The 23,486-nt window shown below is 45.0% G+C and carries 22 protein-coding genes; 18 read left to right on the top strand and 4 right to left on the bottom strand.

What is annotated here, in order from left to right; all coding sequences use genetic code 11:
• The first annotated feature begins 56 nt into the window (after nucleotides 1-56).
• Nucleotides 57-596 carry a DUF3332 family protein gene (locus AB4329_RS07605; RefSeq protein ID WP_017066819.1) on the top strand — a complete coding sequence of 180 codons (540 nt, stop codon included), beginning with the start codon at nucleotides 57-59 and terminating at the stop codon, nucleotides 594-596.
• 138 nt (nucleotides 597-734) lie between these two features.
• Here the strand turns inward: AB4329_RS07605 and AB4329_RS07600 are convergent, their stop codons facing one another.
• A complete protein-coding gene (locus AB4329_RS07600; RefSeq protein ID WP_372137956.1) occupies nucleotides 735-2,207 on the bottom strand; it encodes an aminoacyl-histidine dipeptidase in 1,473 nt (490 codons plus the stop codon).
• A gap of 1,063 nt (nucleotides 2,208-3,270) precedes the next feature.
• Between AB4329_RS07600 and AB4329_RS07595 the strand changes: the two genes are divergently transcribed.
• From AB4329_RS07595 to pgpA, 14 genes are all read left to right on the top strand, one after another.
• Nucleotides 3,271-4,560: an NCS2 family permease gene (locus tag AB4329_RS07595; RefSeq protein ID WP_017060789.1), complete on the top strand. Its 1,290-nt coding sequence runs from the start codon at nucleotides 3,271-3,273 to the stop codon at nucleotides 4,558-4,560.
• 84 nt (nucleotides 4,561-4,644) lie between these two features.
• Nucleotides 4,645-5,109: an oxytetracycline resistance phosphoribosyltransferase domain-containing protein Tet(34) gene (gene tet(34) / locus AB4329_RS07590; RefSeq protein ID WP_009847475.1), complete on the top strand. Its 465-nt coding sequence runs from the start codon at nucleotides 4,645-4,647 to the stop codon at nucleotides 5,107-5,109.
• A gap of 89 nt (nucleotides 5,110-5,198) precedes the next feature.
• Nucleotides 5,199-6,452, top strand: coding sequence for an esterase FrsA (gene frsA, locus AB4329_RS07585; RefSeq protein ID WP_017060788.1), 1,254 nt, complete (start codon nucleotides 5,199-5,201; stop codon nucleotides 6,450-6,452).
• A gap of 144 nt (nucleotides 6,453-6,596) precedes the next feature.
• Nucleotides 6,597-6,986 carry a sigma factor-binding protein Crl gene (crl, locus tag AB4329_RS07580; RefSeq protein ID WP_017060787.1) on the top strand — a complete coding sequence of 130 codons (390 nt, stop codon included), beginning with the start codon at nucleotides 6,597-6,599 and terminating at the stop codon, nucleotides 6,984-6,986.
• A gap of 76 nt (nucleotides 6,987-7,062) precedes the next feature.
• Nucleotides 7,063-8,247, top strand: a complete 1,185-nt coding sequence (gene proB, locus AB4329_RS07575; protein WP_372132578.1) for a glutamate 5-kinase — start codon at nucleotides 7,063-7,065, stop codon at nucleotides 8,245-8,247.
• Nucleotides 8,248-8,313: 66 nt separating this feature from the next.
• On the top strand, nucleotides 8,314-9,564 hold the full coding sequence (locus tag AB4329_RS07570) for a glutamate-5-semialdehyde dehydrogenase (RefSeq protein WP_017060786.1): 1,251 nt from the start codon (nucleotides 8,314-8,316) through the stop codon (nucleotides 9,562-9,564).
• A gap of 156 nt (nucleotides 9,565-9,720) precedes the next feature.
• On the top strand, nucleotides 9,721-10,170 hold the full coding sequence (nrdR, locus tag AB4329_RS07565) for a transcriptional regulator NrdR (protein ID WP_004734394.1): 450 nt from the start codon (nucleotides 9,721-9,723) through the stop codon (nucleotides 10,168-10,170).
• A gap of 40 nt (nucleotides 10,171-10,210) precedes the next feature.
• Nucleotides 10,211-11,290: a bifunctional diaminohydroxyphosphoribosylaminopyrimidine deaminase/5-amino-6-(5-phosphoribosylamino)uracil reductase RibD gene (ribD, locus tag AB4329_RS07560; RefSeq protein ID WP_017060785.1), complete on the top strand. Its 1,080-nt coding sequence runs from the start codon at nucleotides 10,211-10,213 to the stop codon at nucleotides 11,288-11,290.
• A 69-nt stretch (nucleotides 11,291-11,359) separates the two neighbouring features.
• Complete coding sequence (locus AB4329_RS07555) at nucleotides 11,360-12,016, top strand: riboflavin synthase (protein WP_010436361.1); 657 nt, start codon at nucleotides 11,360-11,362, stop codon at nucleotides 12,014-12,016.
• A 108-nt stretch (nucleotides 12,017-12,124) separates the two neighbouring features.
• Nucleotides 12,125-13,234, top strand: a complete 1,110-nt coding sequence (gene ribBA / locus AB4329_RS07550; RefSeq protein ID WP_372137954.1) for a bifunctional 3,4-dihydroxy-2-butanone-4-phosphate synthase/GTP cyclohydrolase II — start codon at nucleotides 12,125-12,127, stop codon at nucleotides 13,232-13,234.
• Nucleotides 13,235-13,529: 295 nt separating this feature from the next.
• Complete coding sequence (gene ribE, locus AB4329_RS07545; RefSeq protein ID WP_004741508.1) at nucleotides 13,530-14,000, top strand: 6,7-dimethyl-8-ribityllumazine synthase; 471 nt, start codon at nucleotides 13,530-13,532, stop codon at nucleotides 13,998-14,000.
• Entirely contained in the window at nucleotides 14,000-14,467 is a 468-nt protein-coding gene (gene nusB, locus AB4329_RS07540) for a transcription antitermination factor NusB (protein ID WP_004734399.1), read from the top strand. Before ribE ends, nusB begins: the two co-directional genes overlap by 1 nt.
• Before the next feature lie 114 nt (nucleotides 14,468-14,581).
• Nucleotides 14,582-15,556: a thiamine-phosphate kinase gene (gene thiL, locus AB4329_RS07535; protein ID WP_017066823.1), complete on the top strand. Its 975-nt coding sequence runs from the start codon at nucleotides 14,582-14,584 to the stop codon at nucleotides 15,554-15,556.
• Complete coding sequence (pgpA, locus tag AB4329_RS07530) at nucleotides 15,556-16,062, top strand: phosphatidylglycerophosphatase A (RefSeq protein WP_017060782.1); 507 nt, start codon at nucleotides 15,556-15,558, stop codon at nucleotides 16,060-16,062. The genes thiL and pgpA overlap by 1 nt, the downstream gene beginning before the upstream one ends.
• A 119-nt stretch (nucleotides 16,063-16,181) precedes the next feature.
• On the opposite strand, the gene dxs is transcribed toward pgpA, so the two are convergent.
• The 3 genes from dxs to xseB are packed head-to-tail and all read right to left on the bottom strand — an operon-like array spanning nucleotide 16,182 to nucleotide 19,234.
• Nucleotides 16,182-18,065, bottom strand: coding sequence for a 1-deoxy-D-xylulose-5-phosphate synthase (gene dxs, locus AB4329_RS07525; RefSeq protein WP_017066824.1), 1,884 nt, complete (start codon nucleotides 18,063-18,065; stop codon nucleotides 16,182-16,184).
• Nucleotides 18,066-18,086: 21 nt separating this feature from the next.
• Nucleotides 18,087-18,971 (bottom strand): (2E,6E)-farnesyl diphosphate synthase, encoded by an 885-nt coding sequence (ispA, locus tag AB4329_RS07520; protein ID WP_372137953.1) that lies wholly within the window; start codon nucleotides 18,969-18,971, stop codon nucleotides 18,087-18,089.
• Nucleotides 18,972-18,991: 20 nt separating this feature from the next.
• Entirely contained in the window at nucleotides 18,992-19,234 is a 243-nt protein-coding gene (gene xseB, locus AB4329_RS07515; protein ID WP_004734405.1) for an exodeoxyribonuclease VII small subunit, read from the bottom strand.
• A 298-nt stretch (nucleotides 19,235-19,532) separates the two neighbouring features.
• Between xseB and pomA the strand changes: the two genes are divergently transcribed.
• From pomA to thiI, 3 genes are all read left to right on the top strand, one after another.
• The gene (pomA, locus tag AB4329_RS07510) at nucleotides 19,533-20,297 is read left to right on the top strand and encodes a flagellar motor protein PomA (RefSeq protein ID WP_017060778.1); all 765 of its coding nucleotides are present in this window, start codon (nucleotides 19,533-19,535) and stop codon (nucleotides 20,295-20,297) included.
• Between the two features lie 12 nt (nucleotides 20,298-20,309).
• The gene (locus AB4329_RS07505; RefSeq protein ID WP_017060777.1) at nucleotides 20,310-21,257 is read left to right on the top strand and encodes a flagellar motor protein MotB; all 948 of its coding nucleotides are present in this window, start codon (nucleotides 20,310-20,312) and stop codon (nucleotides 21,255-21,257) included.
• Nucleotides 21,258-21,575: 318 nt separating this feature from the next.
• Nucleotides 21,576-23,024 (top strand): tRNA uracil 4-sulfurtransferase ThiI, encoded by a 1,449-nt coding sequence (thiI, locus tag AB4329_RS07500; protein WP_029235325.1) that lies wholly within the window; start codon nucleotides 21,576-21,578, stop codon nucleotides 23,022-23,024.
• The last annotated feature ends 462 nt before the right edge of the window (nucleotides 23,025-23,486 follow it).

The following is a 23,486-nucleotide window of genomic DNA, read 5'->3' as shown; positions in this document are numbered from 1 at the left end:
CGTTGGTATTATCCACCGCCATTTTTTGGCGGCCAAATTCAAATATTGAGATCAAAATGAAAAAAACAATTTCAAAAGTTGTAGCACTAGCAGTGGTATCTGTTGCTCTATCTGGCTGTGTGGGTAGTAACGCAGTAACCGGTTATCTAATGAAGTTTAACGTGAAGGCTGTTGATAACCGTTACGCTCGTGGTGGTTTGAACATGCTACTAGCGCCTGCTTACGGCCTAACAGTTGCTGCCGATTACCTGGTATTCAACTCACTAGAGTTCTGGACTGGTAGCAACCCACTAACTGGTTCTCCGCACATCTTTGATACAAAGACTGATACTTACCTAGACATCAACCACCAACTTGATCCGTCTCTAACGGAAGCGCCAGTGGGTCCTATCACGAGTGCAGATGTGATCGAAAAAGGTCAAATGCAGCAGATTGATGAAAACACGATCCAAATGGACATTACTTACCAGTCTGGTGAGCGTGCGACGTTAATCGGTGTTCGTGATGGCGAGATGGTGACGTACTTCATCGATGGCGAAGTTGTGGCACAAACTTCAATTGATGAGCTAGAAAGCTACGCGGCTTCACGCGCTTAATTGTTTATTTAGTCACAAGTAGTAGCTACAAAGATTAGATACAAAAACAGGTACTCATTGAGTACCTGTTTTATTTTGTCTCAGATAAACGGTGTTTACTGTAAAACACCATTTACTGAACAAACATAGCTTATCGAATTAAGCTTTTTCTGGGATCGCTTCAAGCAATGCAACCATTTGGTTCCAGAATAGCTCAACGGTGTCGATCTTCACTTTCTCATCAGGAGAGTGCGGAAACTTGATGGTTGGGCCGAAAGAAACCATATCCATGTTCGGGTAAGGTTCTTTGAATAGACCACACTCAAGACCAGCATGGATAACCATGATGTTTGGCTTGTGACCGTAGATACCTTCGTACATGTCACGGAAGATATGCATGATTTCTGAATCTGCGTCTGGTTTCCAACCTGGGTAAGCACCAGAGAACGCGATGTTAGCGCCTGCTAGTTCAGCAACAGAGTGAAGCATGCTTTCTACTTGGCTACGACCTGAATCGATAAGAGAGCGGATCAGGCAAAGTACTGTGATTGAGTTCTCTTCTGTTGTGATAACACCTACGTTTAGAGACGTTTCCACAACACCTTCAATCTCGTCACTCATACGAATCACGCCGTTTGGACATGCGTTAAGTGCCGCGATAAAGCGAGCTTGGTCTGCTGACGCAAGTGCGCCCATTTCTACAGAAGCTTCTTCATTGAAAGTCACGATGCAGTCTTCTACTTTACCTAGCTCTGTTGAAAGCAGCTCAGTGTAGTAGTTGTATAGTGAAGCCAGTTTTTCTTGGTTTGCCGCAGGAACAGCAACCGTTACGAAACCTTCACGAGGGATCGCGTTACGAAGGCTACCACCTTTGAATTCGACGATGCGAAGGTCTAGCTCTTTTGCGTGACCCGCTAGGAAGCGAGCAAGCAGTTTGTTTGCGTTTGCACGACCTGTGTGGATGTCACAACCAGAGTGACCGCCTTTTAGGCCTTTTAGCGTTAGCTTACGTGTTACGAAGTCAGCTGGAATCGCATTACGAGCAATTTCAAATGTCATTGCGCCGTCGATACCGCCAGCACAACCCATGTACACTTCGCCTTCTTGCTCTGAATCGGTGTTAAGAAGGATATCGCCTTCTAACCAACCCGCTTCAAGACCGAAAGCACCAGTCATGCCTGCTTCTTCATCTACTGTTAGTAGAACTTCGATAGGGCCGTGCTGGATTTCGTTTGAAGCAAGAACCGCTAGGCAAGAAGCCATGCCCATGCCGTTATCAGCGCCAAGCGTTGTGCCTTTAGCTGTAACCCACTCACCATCAATGTATGGTTGAATTGGATCTTTAGCAAAGTCATGAACTGTGTCTTCGTTCTTTTGTGGAACCATATCGATGTGAGCTTGTAGCACTACACCTTTTTTGTTTTCCATACCCGCCGTTGCTGGCTTTTTGATGAATACGTTACCCGTTGGGTCACGACGTACATCTAGGCCTTGCTCTGTTGCCCAAGCAATAATGTATTGAGCAAGCTCTTCTTCATGCTTAGAAGGGTGTGGGATTGAGCAAATCTTATCGAAGAACTGCCAGATAGGGGCAGGGGATAATTTACTGATCTCAGAATGGAATTCAGACACGGATGACTCCTTTTTTATTTAATAACCATATATTTAGGTTTTGCATGGGGAAAAACCTAGAACAAAAATCTAAAATATGGGTCTGTTTTGATGGCAACAGCATACCACTTGAGCGTTTTGACGAGTAGCGGTTCTAAACCTCAAATAGCTCAAATTTTGAAAGCGATCTTGTCCATCTGATCACAGCTAAGCGCCTTGATGCTTATAAATGGAGCAGGCAAACGTTTGTTTAATTCTATTTTGTAATTTTATTACAAGATAAGTTTGCAAAATAACCGTAAATGGCCAAAAATGTGACGTATAGCAAAAAATACTTGTAATCTTTTTTCTTTAGGGTATATTAATAACCAACTTCTGAGATGAAGAGTAAATGCTCAAAGGATGAGTCCGTTTTATCGCCTCCAAGGAACCGAGAAATCAAATTCGTTTTTTATTGATTTATTAAGGTGATAGTTATGAAAGGTTTACCATCTGCAATGTTCTGGATTAACAGCTCTGTTTACACTAGCAACTTTGCATACCCTACAAGCTTTGGTTACTAATACCGTAAGCATGTAACTCGAACAGTTTTGTTCACCCCTATATATTGGAATTCTTTTACAGCCCTTTTGGTTGACAGATTCTACCGCCACTCAGTTTTGAGTGGCGTTTTTTTTGCCTGCTACTTTTCCAAACCGCTTTCGCTTGTCACTTTCCTTGCTGTTCTGCGTGGTTGTTTTTTAAACGCCGAAATATCAATTTGCGCCTTATTACTGATCCTGTTGAAAAATACATAACTATTGTGAGTTTGAATTCAGAATTTACTGGCTAGATTATCAATGAAAATAACCGATGGTAGAAAAAACAACCAACTAGTTTTAGTGAGTCTATTGTTGTTAATTGTTTGTTTTTAATGGTTATTTATCGATGATATCTTCATTTTTAATCGCTTTGTTTCATACGGCATTCTGATAAATATCGATTAGAGCCTTAATTCTATCTGGAATTTGTTATTTGATAACTTTATAATCCACAGCCAATCGATTACGCAACCGTTTACTTTTTACCCTTATAGGATTCGATAATGTTCGAAAAGCTATTCAAACTCAGTGAAAATGGCACCAATGTGCGCACTGAAATCATCGCAGGTCTAACAACCTTCCTAACAATGGCTTACATCATTTTTGTAAACCCAATGATTCTAGCTGATGCTGGTATGGACCATGGCGCTGTATTTGTAGCAACCTGTTTAGCGGCTGCTATTGGCTGTTTCATCATGGGCTTTGTTGCTAACTACCCAATTGCTCAAGCTCCAGGCATGGGTTTGAACGCATTCTTTACCTACGCTGTTGTAATGGGTATGGGTTATACGTGGCAAGTTGCTCTGGCAGCGGTTTTCGTATCAGGCGTAATCTTCATCTTCTTAAGCATCTTTAAGATCCGTGAATGGATTATCAACTCGATCCCTATGTCTCTGCGTGTTGGTATCTCTGCAGGTATCGGTCTTTTCCTAGCGTTTATTGCGCTTAGCAATGCAGGCATCGTTGTTTCTAACCCAGCAACTAAAGTTTCACTGGGCGACATTACCGCGATTGCTCCTATCCTAGGCTCACTTGGTTTCTTCCTAACGATTGCTCTTGTTCACCGTGGCGTGAAAGGGGCAGTAATGATTGCGATTCTAGCTATCACAGCTCTTGGCATTGTTATTGGTGACGTTCAATACGGCGGCATCATGTCTACACCACCAAGCCTTGCTCCTACATTCATGCAGCTTGATTTCTCTGCTGTATTTGAAATCGGTATGATTTCAGTGGTATTCGCGTTCTTGTTCGTCGATTTGTTCGATACAGCGGGTACTCTGGTTGGTGTTGCAACGAAAGCAAACCTAATCAAAGAAGACGGCAAACTACCTCGCTTGAACAAAGCACTGCTTGCTGACTCTACAGCAACATCTATTGGTGCACTGCTAGGTACATCAAATACTACTTCTTATGTTGAGAGTGTTGCGGGTGTTGCTGAAGGCGGCCGTACCGGTCTAACGGCTGTTGTTGTTGGTATCTTATTCCTACTGGCTCTTTTCTTCTCGCCACTTGCAGGTATGATTCCGGCTTACGCAACATCAGGTGCACTTTTCTATGTAGCAATTCTGATGATGTCTGGCCTAGTTGGCATTGATTGGCGTGATCTTACGGAAGCAGCACCAGTCGTGGTAACATGTCTGCTTATGCCGCTGACGTACTCTATCGCTGAGGGTATCTCACTAGGTTTCATCGCTTACGCTGCAATTAAGCTGCTAAGTGGTAAAGGTCGCGACGTTTCACCTGCTGTGTGGGTAATGTCGGCTATCTTTATTCTTAAATACATTTTCGCTTAATCGTCTAGATTTCTGCTTAATCGCTGAAGAGGCTATGTTTGAAATAGCCTCTAATAACATGACAAAATTATTAGGTTTTATACTATGAGCAACAAATTCGTTATCACTTGGGACAACATGCAGACTTACTGCCGTCAACTTGCTGAAAAGCAAATGCCAGCAGAGCAGTGGAAAGGCATCTGGGCAGTAAGCCGTGGTGGTTTGGTTCCTGGTGCAATCTTGGCTCGTGAGCTAGGTATTCGTCACGTAGATACGATTTGTATTTCTAGCTACGACCACGATCACCAACGTGATATGACAGTAGTTAAAGCACCTGAAGGTGACGGCGAAGGCTTCCTAATCGTTGAAGACTTGGTTGATAGTGGTGACACTGCACGTAAGCTTCGCGAAATGTACCCTAAAGCGAAACTGATCGCTGTATGTGCAAAACCATCTGGCGCTGATTTGCTAGACGAGTACATTGTTGATATCGCTCAAGACACATGGATTGAGCAACCTTGGGATACTAGCCTAAGCTACGTAGAGCCAGTAAATCGCAAGTCAAAATAAGCGTAAACTTAGTTTTTTGAGAAATGACCCTTTATAGGGTCATTTTTTTTTATATTATTAGTGACAACCATTTCTTATTAAGTATCCCAATGTCTGAACCAGAAGAAACGAGCTCGAACCTTTCGGAAACTTTGTTTGTAAAGCACAAGCAAGCGAAAGAGACCTCAATGTTGACACAATACATGCCAAGCTCTGAAGCGCTATTGGATGAGAAACGTGAACAGCAAAACTCATCATGGTATCGAAACCTAAGACGTCTTCAGTGGGTATGGCAAGGCGTTAATCCAATAGAGCAGGAAGCGGTATTGGCTCGCATCGCGTCATCAGATAACTCTCGTACAACCGATGAGTGGCTTGATACGGTCATGGGTTACCGAAGTGGTAACTGGGCATACGAATGGACCAAGCTGGGTATGCAGCATCAAAATCGTTCTAATGAGAAGAATGGTGAAGAGATGGCTGAAGAGCTATTTTCCGCATCGTTGTGCTTCAGTATTGCGGGTTACCCACACCTCAAGAACGACAACTTGGCAGCTCAGGCTCAAGTGTTGGCCAACGCAGCGTATTCTGAAGCGATCAAGCACACTAAGTTGATCGTCAAGCAGATTGATATTCCATACCAAAACAAGAAGATCAAAGCGAACTTGCATCTAACCAAGACAGATAAACCACAACCGGTTGTGATTGTCAGCGCGGGTCTAGATAGCTTGCAAACCGATATGTGGCGCCTGTTTAGGGATTATTTAGCACCTAAGAACATTGCTATGTTAACGGTAGACATGCCATCAATAGGGCACAGTGCACATTGGCCGTTAACAGAAGACTCATCTTGTCTTCACCAAGCAGTGCTGAATGAATTGCCTAACATCCCATGGGTCGATCACCACAAAGTCGGCTTGTTTGGTTTCCGCTTCGGTGGCAATGCGATGGTGAGATTATCTTTCCTCGAGCAACATAAGATTAAAGCGTGTATTTCTTTAGGCGCGCCAATTCACGATATCTTTGTTCATGCAGACAAACTTAAGCAGATGCCTAAAATGCATCTAGATGTGTTGGCTTCGCGCCTTGGTAAAGGGGCGGTCGATATCAATAGCCTTTCTGGGCAGTTGATGGCGTGGTCACTCAAGGTACAAGGTTTGCTGTCAAACAGTAAAACCAGTGTTCCTATCTTGGCATTGGCTCTGGAAGGCGACCCGGTTTCACCGCCAATGGATAATCAACTGGTTGCTATTTACAGTGATTACGGAAAAGCGAAGAAAATCAAAGCTAAGTCAATTACACAAGGTTATGAGCAATCCCTCGAATTGGCGATAAAGTGGCTTGAGGATGAATTATTTAGATGACATTTCTCCTAAATTAGTTAAGCATGAAAAATGTACAAACTAAGTACCTGATACTCAGAGGTCATTTATAAAATCCAAATGCGTAGCTTCTACGTATAACAGTCTGAGTAACGTCATTCTTAACATTGAAAATGGAGATTCAATATGTCAGAAGTGACACAACAACCTACGCATTACCGCTTGTTGAATGTTTTAAAGGCGATCGGGCCTTACTTAAGGGAACCGCAATCAGAAGAAGGCCACTATATCTTTGATTGCTTGTCTGTATGTGTGAACGATAAAAAATCACCAGAAGAACGCGAGTTCTGGGGCTGGTGGCTGGAATTGGATAAGTCGGAAGAGGGATATTCGGCGAAGTACAATATCGGCAAGTACAACATCGATGGTAACTGGGATTCTTTGCCGTTACCTAAAAAGGCGGTCGCTGAGGTCTCTCGAACTCAAGAAGCCTTCCACAAGAAACTGGTTGATGAACTTCAAAGTAAGTTTGAAATCAGTATCCAATTAGACGAAGAGTCTGTCGAATTCGTCTAATTTTAAAGGTTACTCTTCTATATAAAGCAAAAAGGTGCGATTTCGCACCTTTTCTGCTTGTGAATTCCCCTTTTGATTGCTAAAACATCACCTCTTATTTGTTTTATCCATAAAAGACTTCATGACAACAAATCATCAAAGCGGGACAACAACACAGCTTAAAACTGTCGTTGTTAAACTGGGTACCAGTGTCTTAACTGGTGGAACATTGGCATTAGACCGCGCTCATATGGTTGAGCTGGTTCGTCAATGTGCTGAATTAAAAAAACAAGGCCACTCTGTGGTTATGGTTTCGTCTGGTGCAATTGCAGCAGGACGTGAGCACCTTGGTTACCCCGCACTTCCCAACTCAATGGCGAGCAAACAGTTGCTTGCGGCAGTTGGGCAAAGTCAGTTGATTCAAGTTTGGGAGTCTTTGTTTGCTATCTATGGCCTTAAGATTGGCCAGATGCTACTGACTCGTGCTGATCTCGATGATCGCGAGCGTTTTCTTAATGCACGTGACACGATCAACGCACTGGTTGAGCACGATATTATTCCGGTAGTAAACGAAAACGACGCAGTAGCAACCAACGAAATTAAAGTGGGCGACAATGATAACTTGTCGGCCTTAGTGGGTATTTTGTGCGGTGCTGATAAGCTTTTGCTACTAACAGACCAAAAAGGCCTGTTTACGGCTGACCCTCGTAAAGATCCAAATGCTGAGCTCATCAAAGAAGTGAAAACCATTGATGACACGCTGCGTAAGATCGCAGGTGGCAGCGGTACTACGTTGGGTACTGGCGGCATGGCGACAAAACTGCAGGCGGCTGACATTGCTCGTCGCGCAGGCATCGAAGTGATTATTGCTGCGGGCAGTGCTGAAAATGTGGTGTTTGATTCACTGAGTGATAACCCACAAGGCACACGTTTCTTGCCTTTAGCGGAAGCGCTTGAAAACCGTAAACGTTGGATTTTAGCGGGCCCTGCTTCAGCAGGTGACATCGTGGTTGACGACGGCGCAGTAAACGCAGTCAACACCAAAGGCAGTAGCTTGTTGGCGAAAGGGGTTGTTCGAGTTAAAGGCGAATTCTCTCGTGGTGAAGTTACCCAAGTCACAGACAGCAAAGGCAAAGTAATTGCGCGTGGTATCGCCAGTTATTCAAGCCAAGACCTAGCAAAAATTGCAGGCAAGCACAGTAAAGATATTGGCGACATCCTTGGATACGATTATGGGTCAGAAGTCATTCACCGTGACGACCTAGTTGTAATCCAAGAGTAGCTCGTGATGATAAGGTGAATCACCTTTTTGCATCCAAAGACAGACAGAATTTAGGGAGAGTTAAACGTGGATTTAACTAACATGGGTATCGCAGCAAAAGACGCTGCTTTCCACCTAGCGACCGCATCTACGGCGCAAAAGAATAAAGCATTGGCGATTATCGCTGATGAGCTAGAAGCAAACGCAACAACGATTTTAGAAGCGAACGCGAAAGACATCGAATTAGGTCGCGAAGCGGGTTTAACTGACGCACTGCTTGATCGTCTACTTCTTAACGAAGAGCGCTTAACCGGTATCGCTAACGATGTTCGTAACGTGATTAGCCTGAATGACCCAGTTGGCAGCGAAATTGACAGCAAAGTACTAGAAAACGGTATGTCGCTGTCTCGTCGCCGCGTGCCACTTGGTGTGGTGGGTGTTATCTATGAAGCGCGTCCGAACGTAACCATCGATATTGCAGCTCTGTGTCTGAAGACAGGTAACGCAAGCATTCTACGTGGTGGTAAAGAGACGTTTTTCTCGAACATGGAACTGGTTAAGGTTATCCAGTCTGCATTAGAGAAAGCGGAGCTACCAGCCGCTTCTGTTCAGTACATCGAGAAGCCTGATCGTGAACTCGTTTCTCAACTGCTTAAACTGGACGACTACGTGGATATGATCATTCCTCGTGGCGGCGCTGGTCTGCACAAGATGTGTAAAGAGAACAGCACCATCCCAGTAATCATCGGCGGCTTTGGTATCAGCCATATCTTCGTTGATGAAAGCGCTGATCTTGAGAAATCTGTCGATGTGGTCGAAAACTCAAAAGTTCAACGTCCATCGGCGTGTAACTCGTTAGATACACTGCTAGTGCATGAAGCGGTTGCTGAAGCTTTCCTAACTAAGCTGAAACAGCGTTTAGCCGGCAAGGTAACCTTAGTTGCTGATACCAGTGCAAAATCGCTGCTAGCGGGTTTTGAAGACCAACGTGATGCGGTTGAAGGCGACTTTGACACTGAATGGCTAAGCTACACGCTAGGCGTGAAAGTGGTAGCGGATGTGGCAGAAGCGATTGACCACATGCGTGTACACAACGCGAGTCATTCAGATGCGATCATGACCAATAGCTTAGAGAGCTCAGAGCGTTTCATTAACTCTGTTGGTTCTGCAGCGGTTTATGTGAATGCATCAACACGTTTCACTGATGGAGCACAGTTTGGTTTAGGTGCTGAAGTTGCCGTGTCTACTCAGAAATTGCATGCTCGCGGCCCAATGGGCTTAGAAGAGCTGACAAGCTACAAATGGGTAGGTAAAGCGAACTATTTAGTCCGCGGTTAACGCTGGTCGTTAATTTTACTCCTCAGCTCATTTTTGAAATGGCGGTCGAGTAGCAATAATCAATGAATCACCACACAAAAGGGCCTTAATTGGCCCTTTTTCTTTCCTAACGTTTGGCAATTCCGTTACACTGATATTCAATTATTTGGAGGTGATATGCATTGTCCTTTTTGTTCAGAGAACGACACTAAAGTAATCGATTCAAGACTGGTAGCCGATGGCCATCAGGTTCGTCGTCGCCGTCAATGCCTTGCATGTAGTGAACGTTTTACTACGTTCGAATCGGCAGAACTTGTGATGCCTAAAGTCATAAAGTCGAATGGAAACCGCGAACCATTTAATGAAGATAAAATGGTGGGTGGTGTACAGCGCGCCCTAGAAAAACGCCCAGTGAGTGCTGACGCGATTGAACTTGCGATCAGTACGATTAAGTCACAACTCCGTGCAACTGGTGAGCGTGAAGTACCAAGCGAGATGATTGGTAATCTTGTGATGGGCCAATTGAAAGAATTGGATAAAGTGGCGTACATTCGTTTTGCCTCTGTTTACCGCAGCTTTGAAGACATCCGAGAGTTTGGCGAAGAAATCGCTAAATTAGAGGATTAACTCCTCAATCATGTCAAACTTTACTCCCCTAGATTTTCAAATGATGTCGCGTGCTATTCAGTTAGCAAAACGCGGCATTTACACTACTGCGCCAAACCCTAATGTGGGTTGTGTCATTGTACAAACCGACGGTCAGATCGTTGGTGAAGGTTTTCATGCCAAAGCTGGCGAACCTCATGCTGAAGTACATGCCATGCGAATGGCAGGCGACAAAGCAAAAGGTGCGACGGCTTATGTCACGCTAGAGCCTTGTTCTCATTACGGTCGAACGCCGCCTTGTGCTGAAGGTTTGATTAAGGCTCAAGTAGCCAAAGTGATTTGTGCCATGCAGGACCCAAACCCAAAAGTCGCAGGTCGTGGTATCAAAATGCTACGCGATGCGGGTATTGAGGTTGAAATCGGTTTGCTAGAGCAAGACGCTCTCGACTTGAACCCTGCATTTATCAAGCGTATGCAAACTGGCATGCCATTCGTTCAGTTAAAGATGGCCGCTAGCCTTGATGGGCAAACGGCATTGGAAAATGGCCAAAGCCAGTGGATCACATCGCCAGAAGCACGTCGTGATGTTCAGAACTACCGAGCAAAATCAGGCGCTGTGTTGTCAACTAGCCAGACGGTGATTGAAGACAACGCGTCGTTGAATGTTCGTTGGGCAGAGTTGCCAAGCAGTATCAAAGGTCATTACGCTGAAGACGAGCTGCGTCAGCCGATTCGCGTGATTCTTGATCGTCAAAACCAACTGCGTCCTGAACTCAAGTTATTCCAGACTCCAACATCGGTGTTGAGAGTTGCCGAAGCATCTGCTGATATTGAAGTCGCAACCACAGATGCAGGTCAGCTCGATTTGCACGATCTGATGCGTCAATTACCTGCCAATCATATCGACCATATTTGGGTCGAAGCGGGCGCAACATTGGCAAAAAGCTTGATTGAAGAGCAGCTGGTGGATGAGCTAATCCTTTATTTAGCACCTAAACTTATGGGCAGTGACGGACGAGGTTTGATGGGTGCATTAGGGCTCACTTCAATGTCTGACGTTATTGACCTAGAAATTAAAGATGTTCGACAGGTTGGTGTGGATATTCGCATCGTTGCGAAACCCGTATTTCGAAACAGATAGTAACGAAACCACAGTGGAAATAGTTACTCCAACTACATACGTGTCGTTGACAACAAAAAGAGTTTTAAAATGTTTACAGGAATTGTAGAAGCCGTAGGTACATTGAGTGCAATCACTCCCCGCGGAGAAGACATCACCGTAACGGTTAATGTTGGGAAGCTTGATATGGCTGACGTTAAGTTAGGCGACAGTATCGCTACCAATGGTGTGTGTTTGACAGTTGTTGAATATAACGACCACAGCTACAGTGCAGATCTTTCGCTTGAGACCCTGAAAAAAACGGGTTTTGTCGATTACCAAGCGGGCGATAAAGTTAACCTTGAGAAAGCAATGTTACCAACCACGCGTTTCGGTGGACATATAGTGTCTGGTCACGTTGATGGCGTGGGTGAGATTGTTGAACGTAACCAAGTTGGCCGTGCGATTGAATTCTGGGTAGAAATGCCAGCAGAAATCTCAAAATACGTGGCTCAAAAAGGCTCAGTAACAGTTGATGGCATTAGCCTGACTGTGAACGATTTACGTAAGAACGCATTCAAGCTGACTATCGTTCCTCATACTTCTTCAGAAACCACCATCGACCAATTCAATGTCGGTCGTAAAGTGAATCTAGAAGTTGATGTATTAGCACGTTACATGGAGCGTTTACTGCAAGGTCAGCAACAAGAATCTGAGCCTGAATCTCGATTAACGATGGAATTCTTACAGCAGAATGGTTTTGCCTAACCGTTGATACAAAGTGCGTTAAGCGAGACTTTGTAAAGCGAAGCAATATCATCAGGTTTAAATAGTGTCGGTTCTAGGAAGCAGAACCATTTCAAAGGATATAGAACAATGCCAATTAGTACTCCTCAAGAAATTATTGAAGACATTCGCCTAGGAAAAATGGTTATCCTGATGGATGATGAAGATCGCGAAAATGAAGGCGATCTGATCATGGCAGCAGAACATGTGACGCCAGAAGCGATTAACTTCATGGCGATGTACGGCCGTGGTTTAATTTGTCTGACGCTAACCAAAGAGCGTTCAAACCGCATGGGTCTAGCGCCTATGGTTCAAGATAACAACGCACAGTACACCACTAACTTTACTGTTTCGATTGAAGCGGCAGAGGGCGTAACAACGGGTATCTCTGCATCAGACCGTGCAGTGACGGTTCAAGCGGCAGTGGCGAAAGATGCGAAAGCGGCTGACCTTGTTCAACCTGGTCATATTTTCCCACTGACAGCGCAAGATGGCGGTGTTCTAACACGCGCAGGTCACACGGAAGCAGGTTGTGATTTAGCTCGTCTAGCTGGCTGTGAGCCAGCATCGGTTATCGTTGAGATCCTTAACGACGACGGTACTATGGCTCGTCGCCCTGACCTTGAAGTGTTTGCTGAAAAACACGACATCAAGCTAGGCACGATTGCTGACTTGATTGAATACCGCAACAACACAGAAACAACGATTGAGCGTGTAGCACAATGCCATTTACCAACAGAGTTTGGTGATTTCGAGCTGGTGACTTACCGCGATACAATTGATAACCAGATCCACTACGCGATGCAAAAAGGCGACCTATCTGAAGGTACTCCTTTGGTACGTGTTCACCTGCATGACACGTTCACCGATCTGCTTCATTCAGACCGTGGTACTGAACGCAGCTGGTCGCTAGATAAAGCGATGAAGCGTATTGGCGACGAAGGCGGTGTGTTGGTTATTCTTGGCAACGAAGAGTCGTCTGATTCTTTGATTCACAAAGTGAAGACATTCGAAGCGCAAGACAAGAACGAGCAGCCAACTATGGCGAAGAAGCAGGGTACCTCGCGTCGTGTTGGTGTCGGTTCTCAGATTCTTCAAGATCTAGGTGTGCACGATATGCGTCTGCTTTCTTCAAGCACTAAGCGTTACCACGCATTGGGTGGTTTTGGCCTTAACGTTGTTGAGTACGTTTGCGAATAAACCATGCGTTAGCAAGCAGACGTTTCTCTGTTTGTAGCAACATAATTTACCGATGATTTCAGTGGCTCTTTTGGTGATAAATCTTGCCAAAAGAGCAAAGTAGCCAAGTCCGACTCAAAACGTGTTCAACACACAAACTTGGTTACTCGCTGTTCCTATATGCTTGGGATCAGCGCTGCATTATCATCTTTACATTGCCGGTGTCTGTTCTTCTAAATTACCATTAGATATTGCTCACAGTTTTGTGCTAGAATCCGGCGATTCTCACTTGATGAAAATAGTTAAAGGAAGGCTTATGAAAGTGATCGAGGGTGGCTTCCCAGCGCCAAATGCAAAAATTGCTATCGTTATTGCTCGTTTCAACAGTTTTATTAACGAAAGTTTACTTTCTGGTGCAATCGATACTTTAAAGCGTCATGGACAAGTAAGCGAAGACAACATCACTGTTGTTCGTTGCCCTGGTGCAGTAGAACTTCCACTTGTAGCGCAGCGCGTTGCAAAAACAGGTAAGTTCGATGCGATTGTATCTCTTGGTACAGTAATTCGTGGCGGTACACCTCACTTTGACTATGTTTGTAGTGAATGTAATAAAGGTTTGGCACAAGTGTCTCTGGAATATTCTCTTCCAGTAGCGTTTGGTGTTCTTACTGTTGATACGATCGATCAAGCTATTGAACGCGCAGGAACCAAGGCTGGTAATAAGGGTGCAGAAGCAGCACTTAGCGCACTTGAGATGATCAACGTTCTTTCTGAAATCGATTCCTAATGGGGGCCAGTGTGAAACCAGCCGCACGTCGTAACGCACGTCAATTTGCTCTACAAGCAATTTATTCTTGGCAAATTACTAAAGAAAATATTGCTACCGTTGAAGAACAGTTCTTATCTGGTGGTAAGTATGATGAAGAAGAGCATCATGCTGCAGAGCCTGCTCTTGCTATGCCAGAAACAGACGTTGCATACTTCCGCGACCTACTAACTGGTGTTGCTCTTAGCCACATGGAACTTGATAGCAAGCTTCGTCCATTCGTATCTCGCCCTATGCAAGATCTGGATCTGATGGAACTAGCGCTTCTACGTTTAGCTATGTACGAGATGACTCGTCGCGAAGATGTACCATACAAAGTGGTTATCAACGAAGCTATCGAGCTTGCAAAAGTATTTGCAGCAGAAGACAGCCATAAGTTTGTTAACGGTGTGCTTGATAAAGCTGCACCGCACGTTCGTAAGAAATAAGACGTTCGTATATTGAATCTAAAGGTCAGCTTTTATGCTGGCCTTTTTTGTAACTAAATTTCTGTAATATCCATGATTACGGCGATTTTTATGAGACTAAAGATAGGGCATGTGATGTCTGGCGAATTTAACCTGATTGAAAAATATTTTGTAAATCGACAACCACAACGTAAAGACGTTCTTCTGGCTGCTGGCGATGATTGTGCTTTGGTCAAAGCGCCGGGCAATGTTGAGATAGCGATCAGCACGGACACCTTAGTGGCTGGTACCCATTTCTTAGCTGAGGCGAATCCGGCTTGGGTGGCACACAAAGCGTTGGCTTCCAATATCAGTGACCTTGCTGCAATGGGCGCGACGCCTGCTTGGGTGTCTTTTGCTTTAACCATGCCTGAAATCGATGAAGCATGGCTTGCTCCCTTCTGTGACTCCTTTTTTAAACTCGCAGACTACTTTGGTATTCAGTTAATTGGTGGCGACACAACCAAAGGTCCACTAAGCCTGACACTGACGGTACAGGGCTTTGTTCCTGAAGGACGAGCGCTGCGCAGAGATGGCGCGAAAGTGGGCGACTGGATTTACGTAACAGGTAATCTAGGTGACAGCAAAGCTGGCTTAGAAGTGTTACTTAACCCTGAGCAGAACAGAGCGAAGCCCTATGCTGCTGAGCTTGAAGAGAGACATTATGTGAGCGCCCCACGAGTGTTAGCGGGTCAGGCTCTAGTGAACCTTGCTTCATCTGCGATTGATATCTCTGATGGCGTTATTGCTGATTTAAAACATATCCTTAAGCGTTCTCAAGTTGGCGCGAGTATTGATGTAAGCACGCTGCCTATCTCTCCAGAGTTACGTCAGTTCGCTCCTGATATCACTTCAGCTCAGCAGTATGCGCTAACGAGTGGTGAAGAGTACGAACTGTGCTTTACTGTACCAGAAGAGAATAAAGGGTCGCTGGAAAGTGCTTTGTCACACACTGGTACAAAAGTCACCTGCATTGGCCAGATAAGACCTGTAGAATATTTTGAATTACACAATAATGGTGAACCACTAAGCTGGAACTTAACTGGTTACGATCACTTTAAGGTTAATTGATGACAAACCCACTTTCTCTTATTTCTCTTAAAAATCCTTGGCATTTCTTAGCAACGGGTTTTGGCAGTGGCTTATCGCCTATTATTCCCGGCACAATGGGCACGCTTGCGTCAATTCCGTTGTACCTATTGTTGGTTCAGCTACCGTTTCCTGCTTACGTTGCCGTGGTGGTGGTAAGCTGCATTATTGGTATTAAGATCTGCCAAGTAACGTCTGATGATATGGGCGTGCATGACCACGGTTCTATCGTTTGGGATGAGTTTGCGGGCTTTTGGATCACCATGAGCTTAGTGCCTATGCTGAATATCCCTGCCGATGACTGGAAATGGCTTCTGACTGGTTTTGTGCTTTTCCGCTTCTTTGACATGGTAAAACCTTGGCCGATTGGTTGGCTAGATGCGCGAATTCACGGCGGCTTGGGTATCATGATTGACGATATTGTAGCGGGTATTATGGCGGCTATTTCGTTGTATGCCGTGGCACATTTCGCAGGTTGGTTAGTGTGAGTTAACTGAAGGGCTAAGGTTTAGTTGGCGATACACCAAACTAATTAGCAGATACTAAAAAGGTTGACCCTAGGGCCAACCTTTTTTGTTTGCGGAGCTTACGAGCTTACGTATTAAAGCTACTTGGCAAGATAGTCAGTGATAGACTTCTCAATCCCTTTCGCATCTAAGCCAAGCTCTTCATGCAGCTCACCTTGAGTACCTTGAGCAATAAACTTGTCTGGTAGGCCAAGGTTCAATACTGGCATCAGTAGTTTTTCTTGCATCAAGAATTCAATCACACCCGCACCCGCACCACCTGCAATCGCGTTTTCTTCGATAGTCACTAGTACATCGTGGTCAGCAGCAAGTTGTTTGATCAGAGCTTCATCTAGCGGTTTCACAAAACGCATGTCTGCAACTGTAGCATCGATAGCGTCTGCGGTTTGAAGTGCACTTTCAAGGAAAGTACCAAAGCTCAGGATAGCGACTTTCGAGCCATCTTTTGCTTTTTCACTTTCGCGAACGATACGGCCTTTACCAATCTCTAGCGCAGTAAACTCACTTTGAATCTCAGTACCCATGCCGTTACCACGAGGGTAACGAACGGCACTTGGACCTGTGTGCTGGTGGCCAGTGTATAGCATTTGGCGACATTCGTTCTCGTCGCTTGGTGCCATGATCACCATGTTTGGAATGCAGCGCATAAAGCTTAAGTCGAACGCACCTTGGTGTGTTTGACCATCGGCACCGACAAGACCTGCACGGTCAATAGCGAACATAACCGGTAGATCCATGATTGCCACATCGTGGATCAGTTGATCGTAGCCACGTTGTAGGAAAGTTGAGTAGATAGCCACAATCGGTTTATCACCCGCAATCGCCATACCCGTTGCTAGTGTCACAGCGTGTTGCTCAGCAATTGCTACATCGAAGTACTGTTCTGGATACTCTTTCGAGAAACGCACCATACCAGAACCTTCACGCATTGCTGGCGTTATTGCCATTAGCTTAGGATCTTGAGCGGCCATATCACACAGGAAGTCGCCAAAAATCTTAGAGAAAGTTGGTTTAGAGCTGGTGCTCTTAGGCAGACTTGAGTGTGCTGGATCGAATTTCGGTACGCCGTGGTAACCGATTGGATCTTTCTCAGCTGGCTCGTAGCCTTTGCCTTTCTTAGTCATGATATGCAGGAACTGAGGGCCTTTAAGGTCTCTCATGTTCTTAAGCGTTTTAATCAGCTCATTGACATCGTGACCATCAATTGGGCCAATGTAGTTAAAGCCTAACTCTTCGAACATGGTGCCAGGGACAACCATGCCTTTTAGATGTTCTTCTGTACGACGAACCAGCTCTTTAATCGGCGGAACGCCTGATAGCACTTTCTTGCCGCCCTCACGAATTGACGTGTAAAGACTGCCAGAAAGAACTTGAGCTAGGTGGTTGTTTAGCGCACCTACGTTTTCAGAGATCGACATCTCGTTATCGTTCAGGATAACCAGCATGTCATTGTGAATATCGCCCGCGTGGTTCATGGCTTCAAATGCCATACCCGCAGTAATCGCGCCATCACCAATCACACTCACGACTTTACGGTTCTTGCCTTCTTTCTTCGAACTGATAGCCATACCAAGTGCAGCACTGATCGATGTTGAAGAGTGACCAACAGAAAGGGTGTCGTATTCGCTCTCTTGACGCCATGGGAATGGGTGCAGTCCATCTTTTTGACGGATAGTCGACAAGCGGTCGCGACGACCTGTAAGAATTTTGTGCGGGTATGCTTGGTGACCAACATCCCAAACCAACTGGTCAAAAGGCGTGTTGTACACATAGTGCAGAGCAACTGTCAGCTCTACTGTACCTAAGCCTGACGCTAAGTGACCACTTGACTGGCTCACTGAGTTAAGAAGATAGGTACGTAATTCATCACAAAGCTGTGTCAGCGTCTCTTTTGGAAGTAGACGCAAATCCTCTGGCTTATCAGCCAAAGCAAGAGTTGGGTACTTTGATATATCAAGAGTCATAGGTAATGCGCGCTTATTGTCTTAGTTCTTGCGCTCGATGACGTATCGGGCGAACTCTTCGAGTGACTGGGTATTGTATGGGATTGCAGCCAAAGCTTGAAGCGCTTCCTGTAGCAGAGTTTGCGCTTTTTCTTGAGCGCCCTCTAAACCTAGCAAAGAAGGGTAGGTGCTTTTGTTCAATTCTTGGTCAGAACCCTGTGGCTTACCCAAAGTTTCAGTATCGCCAGTGATATCTAAAATATCATCTTGAACCTGGAATGCTAATCCAATGGCGTCGGCGTACTTGTCTAATTGAGGCATCACTTCAAACGCTTTTTCACCAGCAGCGAGAGCACCTAAACGAATCGCACATTTCATTAGCGCGCCCGTTTTATTGCGGTGAACTTCTTCTAACTCTTCTAGCGTGACAGAGCGGTTTTCAGCTTCAATATCAAGTGCTTGTCCAATGCACATACCTTGTGCACCAGAGGCTTCGGCTAGGCGTTGAATCATTCGAACGCGATTGCTTTCACCGTCAGCACTTAATGTACCTTCCGCAAGTATAGTAAACGCGAGAGTTTGTAGTGCATCGCCAGTTAAAATTGCCGTTGCTTCATCGTATTTGATGTGACAAGTCTGATGGCCACGACGCAGTTCATCGTCGTCCATTGCTGGAAGGTCGTCGTGAATCAGAGAATAGGCATGAATACATTCGATTGCAGATGCTGGAGTGTCGAGTTCTTCAGCGGTGCAGCCGAGCATTTCCCCTGTAATGTAGACAAGAAATGGACGTGCGCGTTTACCGCCTAAAAGTAACCCATAACGCATCGCGTTGATCAGGTTCTGATCTTGGTGTGGTAGGCGATCAAGCCAAAGGTTCAGTTGCTCGTTATTACGTGCTTGATAAGACAATAAAGTCTCAATCATAGGGGATCTCATACAATTCGTTATTCTGGTTGTGGGTTAAAGTCACTAAGTTCTGCGTTTTCATCATTTTGCAGTAGGATGCTAACACGCTGTTCAGCATCGTTTAGTTTGCTTTGACCGGCACGAGCGAGGGAGATGCCTCGTTCGAACTTTTTCAGCGCATCATCTAAAGCTAGATCACCATTTTCTAGTTGATCAACCAAGCCATCAAGCTCTTCGATTGCTGCTTCAAAGCTCATATTTTCAGGTTTCTTAGTAGCCATAATAAATCTGCGTTTGGAAAGATGAACGAACGTTACCCTAGGCCGCTGAGATGGTCAAATGTAACCAAGAAATTTTGCTAGAAAGTTCGTTTTTAAGGGGCTTGAACGTACTTTGCTTGAATAACCTTAGCTTTATCGAGTTTATGCGCTACGTATAAGAGCAAAGTAAGCCAATAGTTGGGATTCAAAAACGAAAAGTGTGATACTTAGGCCAAGAATTTACTAAAAGATCTTATAGTCTTGCCGATACAAAGATTATCGTCGACATAGAGCTACAAAAAAGCATGAGGAGTGCTCAGTGGATTTAGCAACCCTAATAGGTTTGATTGGTGGATTTGCCTTTGTAATTATGGCAATGATCCTAGGTGGAAGCCTCGGGATGTTCTATGACACGACATCCATTTTGATCGTAGTTGGGGGCTCAACCTTTGTTGTTCTAATGAAGTTCACCATGGGACAGTTCTTTGGTGCGACTAAAATCGCAGGCAAAGCTTTTATGTTTAAAGCGGATGAGCCTGAAGATCTTATTGCGAAAGTTGTAGAGATGGCTGATGCGGCTCGTAAAGGTGGTTTTTTAGCACTGGAAGAGATGGAAATTAACAACAGTTTCATGCAAAAGGGCATCGATCTTTTGGTGGATGGCCATGATGGAGATGTAGTTCGTGCTGCACTGCAAAAAGACATCGCATTAACCACAGAGCGTCATGAGCAGGGCGCGAAGGTGTTCTCTGCATTTGGTGATGTAGCACCCGCGATGGGTATGATTGGTACCTTGGTTGGCTTGGTTGCCATGCTTTCTAACATGGATGATCCAAAAGCGATCGGCCCTGCGATGGCGGTGGCACTTTTAACCACCCTATATGGTGCGATTCTTTCGAACATGGTGTTCTTCCCAATTGCCGACAAGCTTGCGCTGCGTCGTGACCAAGAGACACTCAACCGTCGTTTGGTTATGGATGGCGTACTCGCGATTCAAGATGGTCAGAACCCACGAGTAATCGATGGTTACCTGAAGAGCTACCTAAACGAAGGTAAGCGTACGATTGATGGTGAACCTGCGTAAGAGGAGTTGAAGATGGATGAAGAAAATCCATGTAAATGTCCTCCTCCGGGATTGCCTCAATGGATGGGGACATTTGCTGACTTGATGTCACTGCTGATGTGTTTCTTCGTACTGCTGCTCTCATTCTCTGAGATGGACGTACTGAAGTTCAAACAGATCGCTGGCTCGATGAAATTTGCGTTTGGTGTACAAAACCGCTTGGAAGTGAAAGACATTCCTAAAGGCACCAGCATCATTGCACAAGAGTTTCGACCTGGTCGTCCAGAGCCGACACCGATTGATGTGATCATGCAGCAGACGATTGATATTACGCAGCAAACGCTTGAGTTTCATGAAGGTGAATCTGAGCGTGCTGGCGGTACCATGCGTGATCAAGGCAAGATGACCGGAGGCAAGTCGCCAGAGGTTTCGACTCACGACAATCAAAACTCTGAGTCAGACCAACAGCAACAACAAGCTGAAGCTCAATCGCAAGAGATGGAAACCTTGATGGAAAGCATCAAGAAGGCGTTGGAGCGAGAGATAGACCAAGGCGCGATTGAAGTTGAAAACCTTGGCCAGCAGATTGTGATTCGAATTCGTGAGAAGGGTGCATTCCCATCGGGTTCTGCTTTCCTACAGCCTAAGTTCCGACCTTTGGTGAGACAGGTTGCTGAGTTGGTGAAAGATGTTCCGGGTATCGTTCGAATCTCAGGGCACACCGATAATCAACGTCTTGATTCCGAGCTTTATCGCTCTAATTGGGACTTGTCATCACAGCGAGCAGTGTCTGTTGCTCAAGAGATGGAAAAGGTGCGTGGTTTCTCTCATCAACGCTTGAGAGTACGCGGCATGGCGGATACCGAGCCAGTCGAGCCGAACGATACTGAATGGCAACGTAGCCTCAACCGCCGCGTTGAAATCAGCATCATGCAGGGCGAGCCGCTTTACAGTGACGAAGTGCCTGTTATTAATGAATAGCCGATACGTGTACACACGGTAGCATGCAGATAGCATCGAAAGCCCAACCTTATAATGAGGTTGGGCTTTTTGTTTGCTGGTCTTCAATGGTTCTCTCTGCGGCATTTATGTCGTTTCGAAACCTGCTACTGTTAATAACAAGCGGTTTAATGATGGTGTTACAGCAAGCACTCTTTTCCTTGCTTCACTTTCTCATGTATAATTCGCGCCCTTAGATTTAGATATGATCTATTCTTGCTTCAAGTGCTGTGTAAATTCTCTAATTTACTTGGCGATGAGCGTTTTCAAAATTTTGAACATTAATGTTGTGAAAGTACTATGAAATTTATTGTTAAGCCCCATCCGGAAATTTTTGTAAAAAGTGAATCGGTGCGTAAGCGCTTCACAAGGATTCTAGAGTGCAACATTCGTAACGTTATTCAACGTCGCTGTGAAAGTGTTGCGGTATTCAACCGTCGCGATCATATTGAAGTGACGTCTGAGAGTGACCAGTACTACGCAGAAGTGTTAGAGGCTCTGACTCACACTCCAGGTATTCACCACTCTCTTGAAGTTCAACAGTCTGAATTCAAAGACTTGCACGATATTTACGAGCAAGTACTAGAACGCAGCCGTGCTGACATTGAAGGCAAGACTTTCTCTGTACGTGCTAAGCGTCGTGGTAAGCATGACTTTACCTCTATTGAACTTGAGCGCTACGTAGGCGGCGGTCTAAACCAAGCAGTTGAGTCAGCGAAAGTTCGACTTAAGAACCCTGATGTAACCGTTAAGGTTGAAGTGGCTAACGACAAGCTAAACCAAGTTCTAGCTCGTCACAAAGGCCTCGGTGGCTTCCCTCTTGGTACTCAAGAAGATCTACTGAGCTTGATCTCTGGCGGCTTTGATTCTGGTGTTTCAAGTTACCTGCACATCAAACGCGGCTCTAAGGTTCACTACTGTTTCTTCAACCTTGGTGGCCCAGCGCACGAGATTGGTGTTAAACAAGTGGCTCACTATCTATGGAATAAATACGGCTCATCTGCAAAGGTGAAGTTCATTTCTGTAGACTTTGAACCTGTGGTTGCTGAAATCCTTGAGAACGTAGAAGACGGCCAAATGGGCGTTGTTCTTAAGCGTATGTTCATGCGTGCTGGTGGTATGGTTGCAGACAAGTTCAAGATCGAAGCGTTGGTTACTGGTGAAGCACTAGGTCAGGTATCAAGCCAAACGCTAACTAACCTGCGTCACATCGACAACGTGACAGATACTTTGATTCTTCGTCCGCTTATCAACTGGGATAAAGAAGACATCATCGACCTTTCTCGTATCATCGGTACTGAAGACTTCGCTAAGGTAATGCCTGAGTACTGTGGTGTTATTTCTAAGAAGCCAACAGTGAAAGCGAAGAAAGGCAAACTGGAAGCAGAAGAAGCTAAGTTTAACTTTGAAGTGCTGGATCAAGTGATCGAGAACGCTCGTGTTATGGATATCCGTGACATCGAGAAAGAGAGCCAAGAGCAAGCGCCTGAAGTTGAACAAGTTCAAGCTGTTGCTGAGCACGCTATCGTTCTTGATATCCGTAGCCCAGAAGAAGAAGACGAAAGCCCATTAGAGATCGAGGGTGTTGAAATTAAACACATCCCATTCTTCAAGCTTTCGACTCAGTTTGGCGACCTAGACCAAGCGAAAGAGTACTTGCTGTACTGTGACCGTGGTGTAATGAGCCGTCTACAGGCACTTTACCTACAAGAGCAGGGCTTCCATAACGTTAAGGTTTACCGCCCATAGTGGTGTGTTGACCAAGCGTTAATCATTTTGCAAAGCCGTTTACTGAAAAGTAAGCGGCTTTTTTATTTTCTATTGTGAATGATTTACAGTAGTCAGACAGAGGCGTGAGTTTGGGCGTGCTATCGTCATGCTCAGCTTTGAAATTTTTGATTGATAGAAAGAGTGTGTTCTAAACGGGTTTATAAGTACCGAAGAAGTGTGAGTATCTTGAAGTATTCTGTTACTTTTTAGTGCAACTCAATGGTGCTATTTGTATGTGTTCAGTTGATTATTTGAGTGGGTGTCTGATTCTGTGATTGGCGATGAAAAATAATAAAGATTAATTAGCACAGCTATTGATAAACTTGTTGTTACATTTCTTTGCACATAAAAAAACACCGCCCATAAGGCGGTGTAAACAAATTTGACAGACAGGTCAAAATAAATACAGGAAGTACATGCCTCGTTTCAGTATAAACTGCA

Origin of the sequence: Vibrio sp. 10N.261.54.A5, from assembly GCF_041471145.1 — a bacterium.
Lineage (GTDB): Bacteria > Pseudomonadota > Gammaproteobacteria > Enterobacterales > Vibrionaceae > Vibrio > Vibrio crassostreae_C.
Note: the sequence above shows the minus strand (reverse complement) of the source record. Positions and strands in the feature narration are given on the sequence as shown.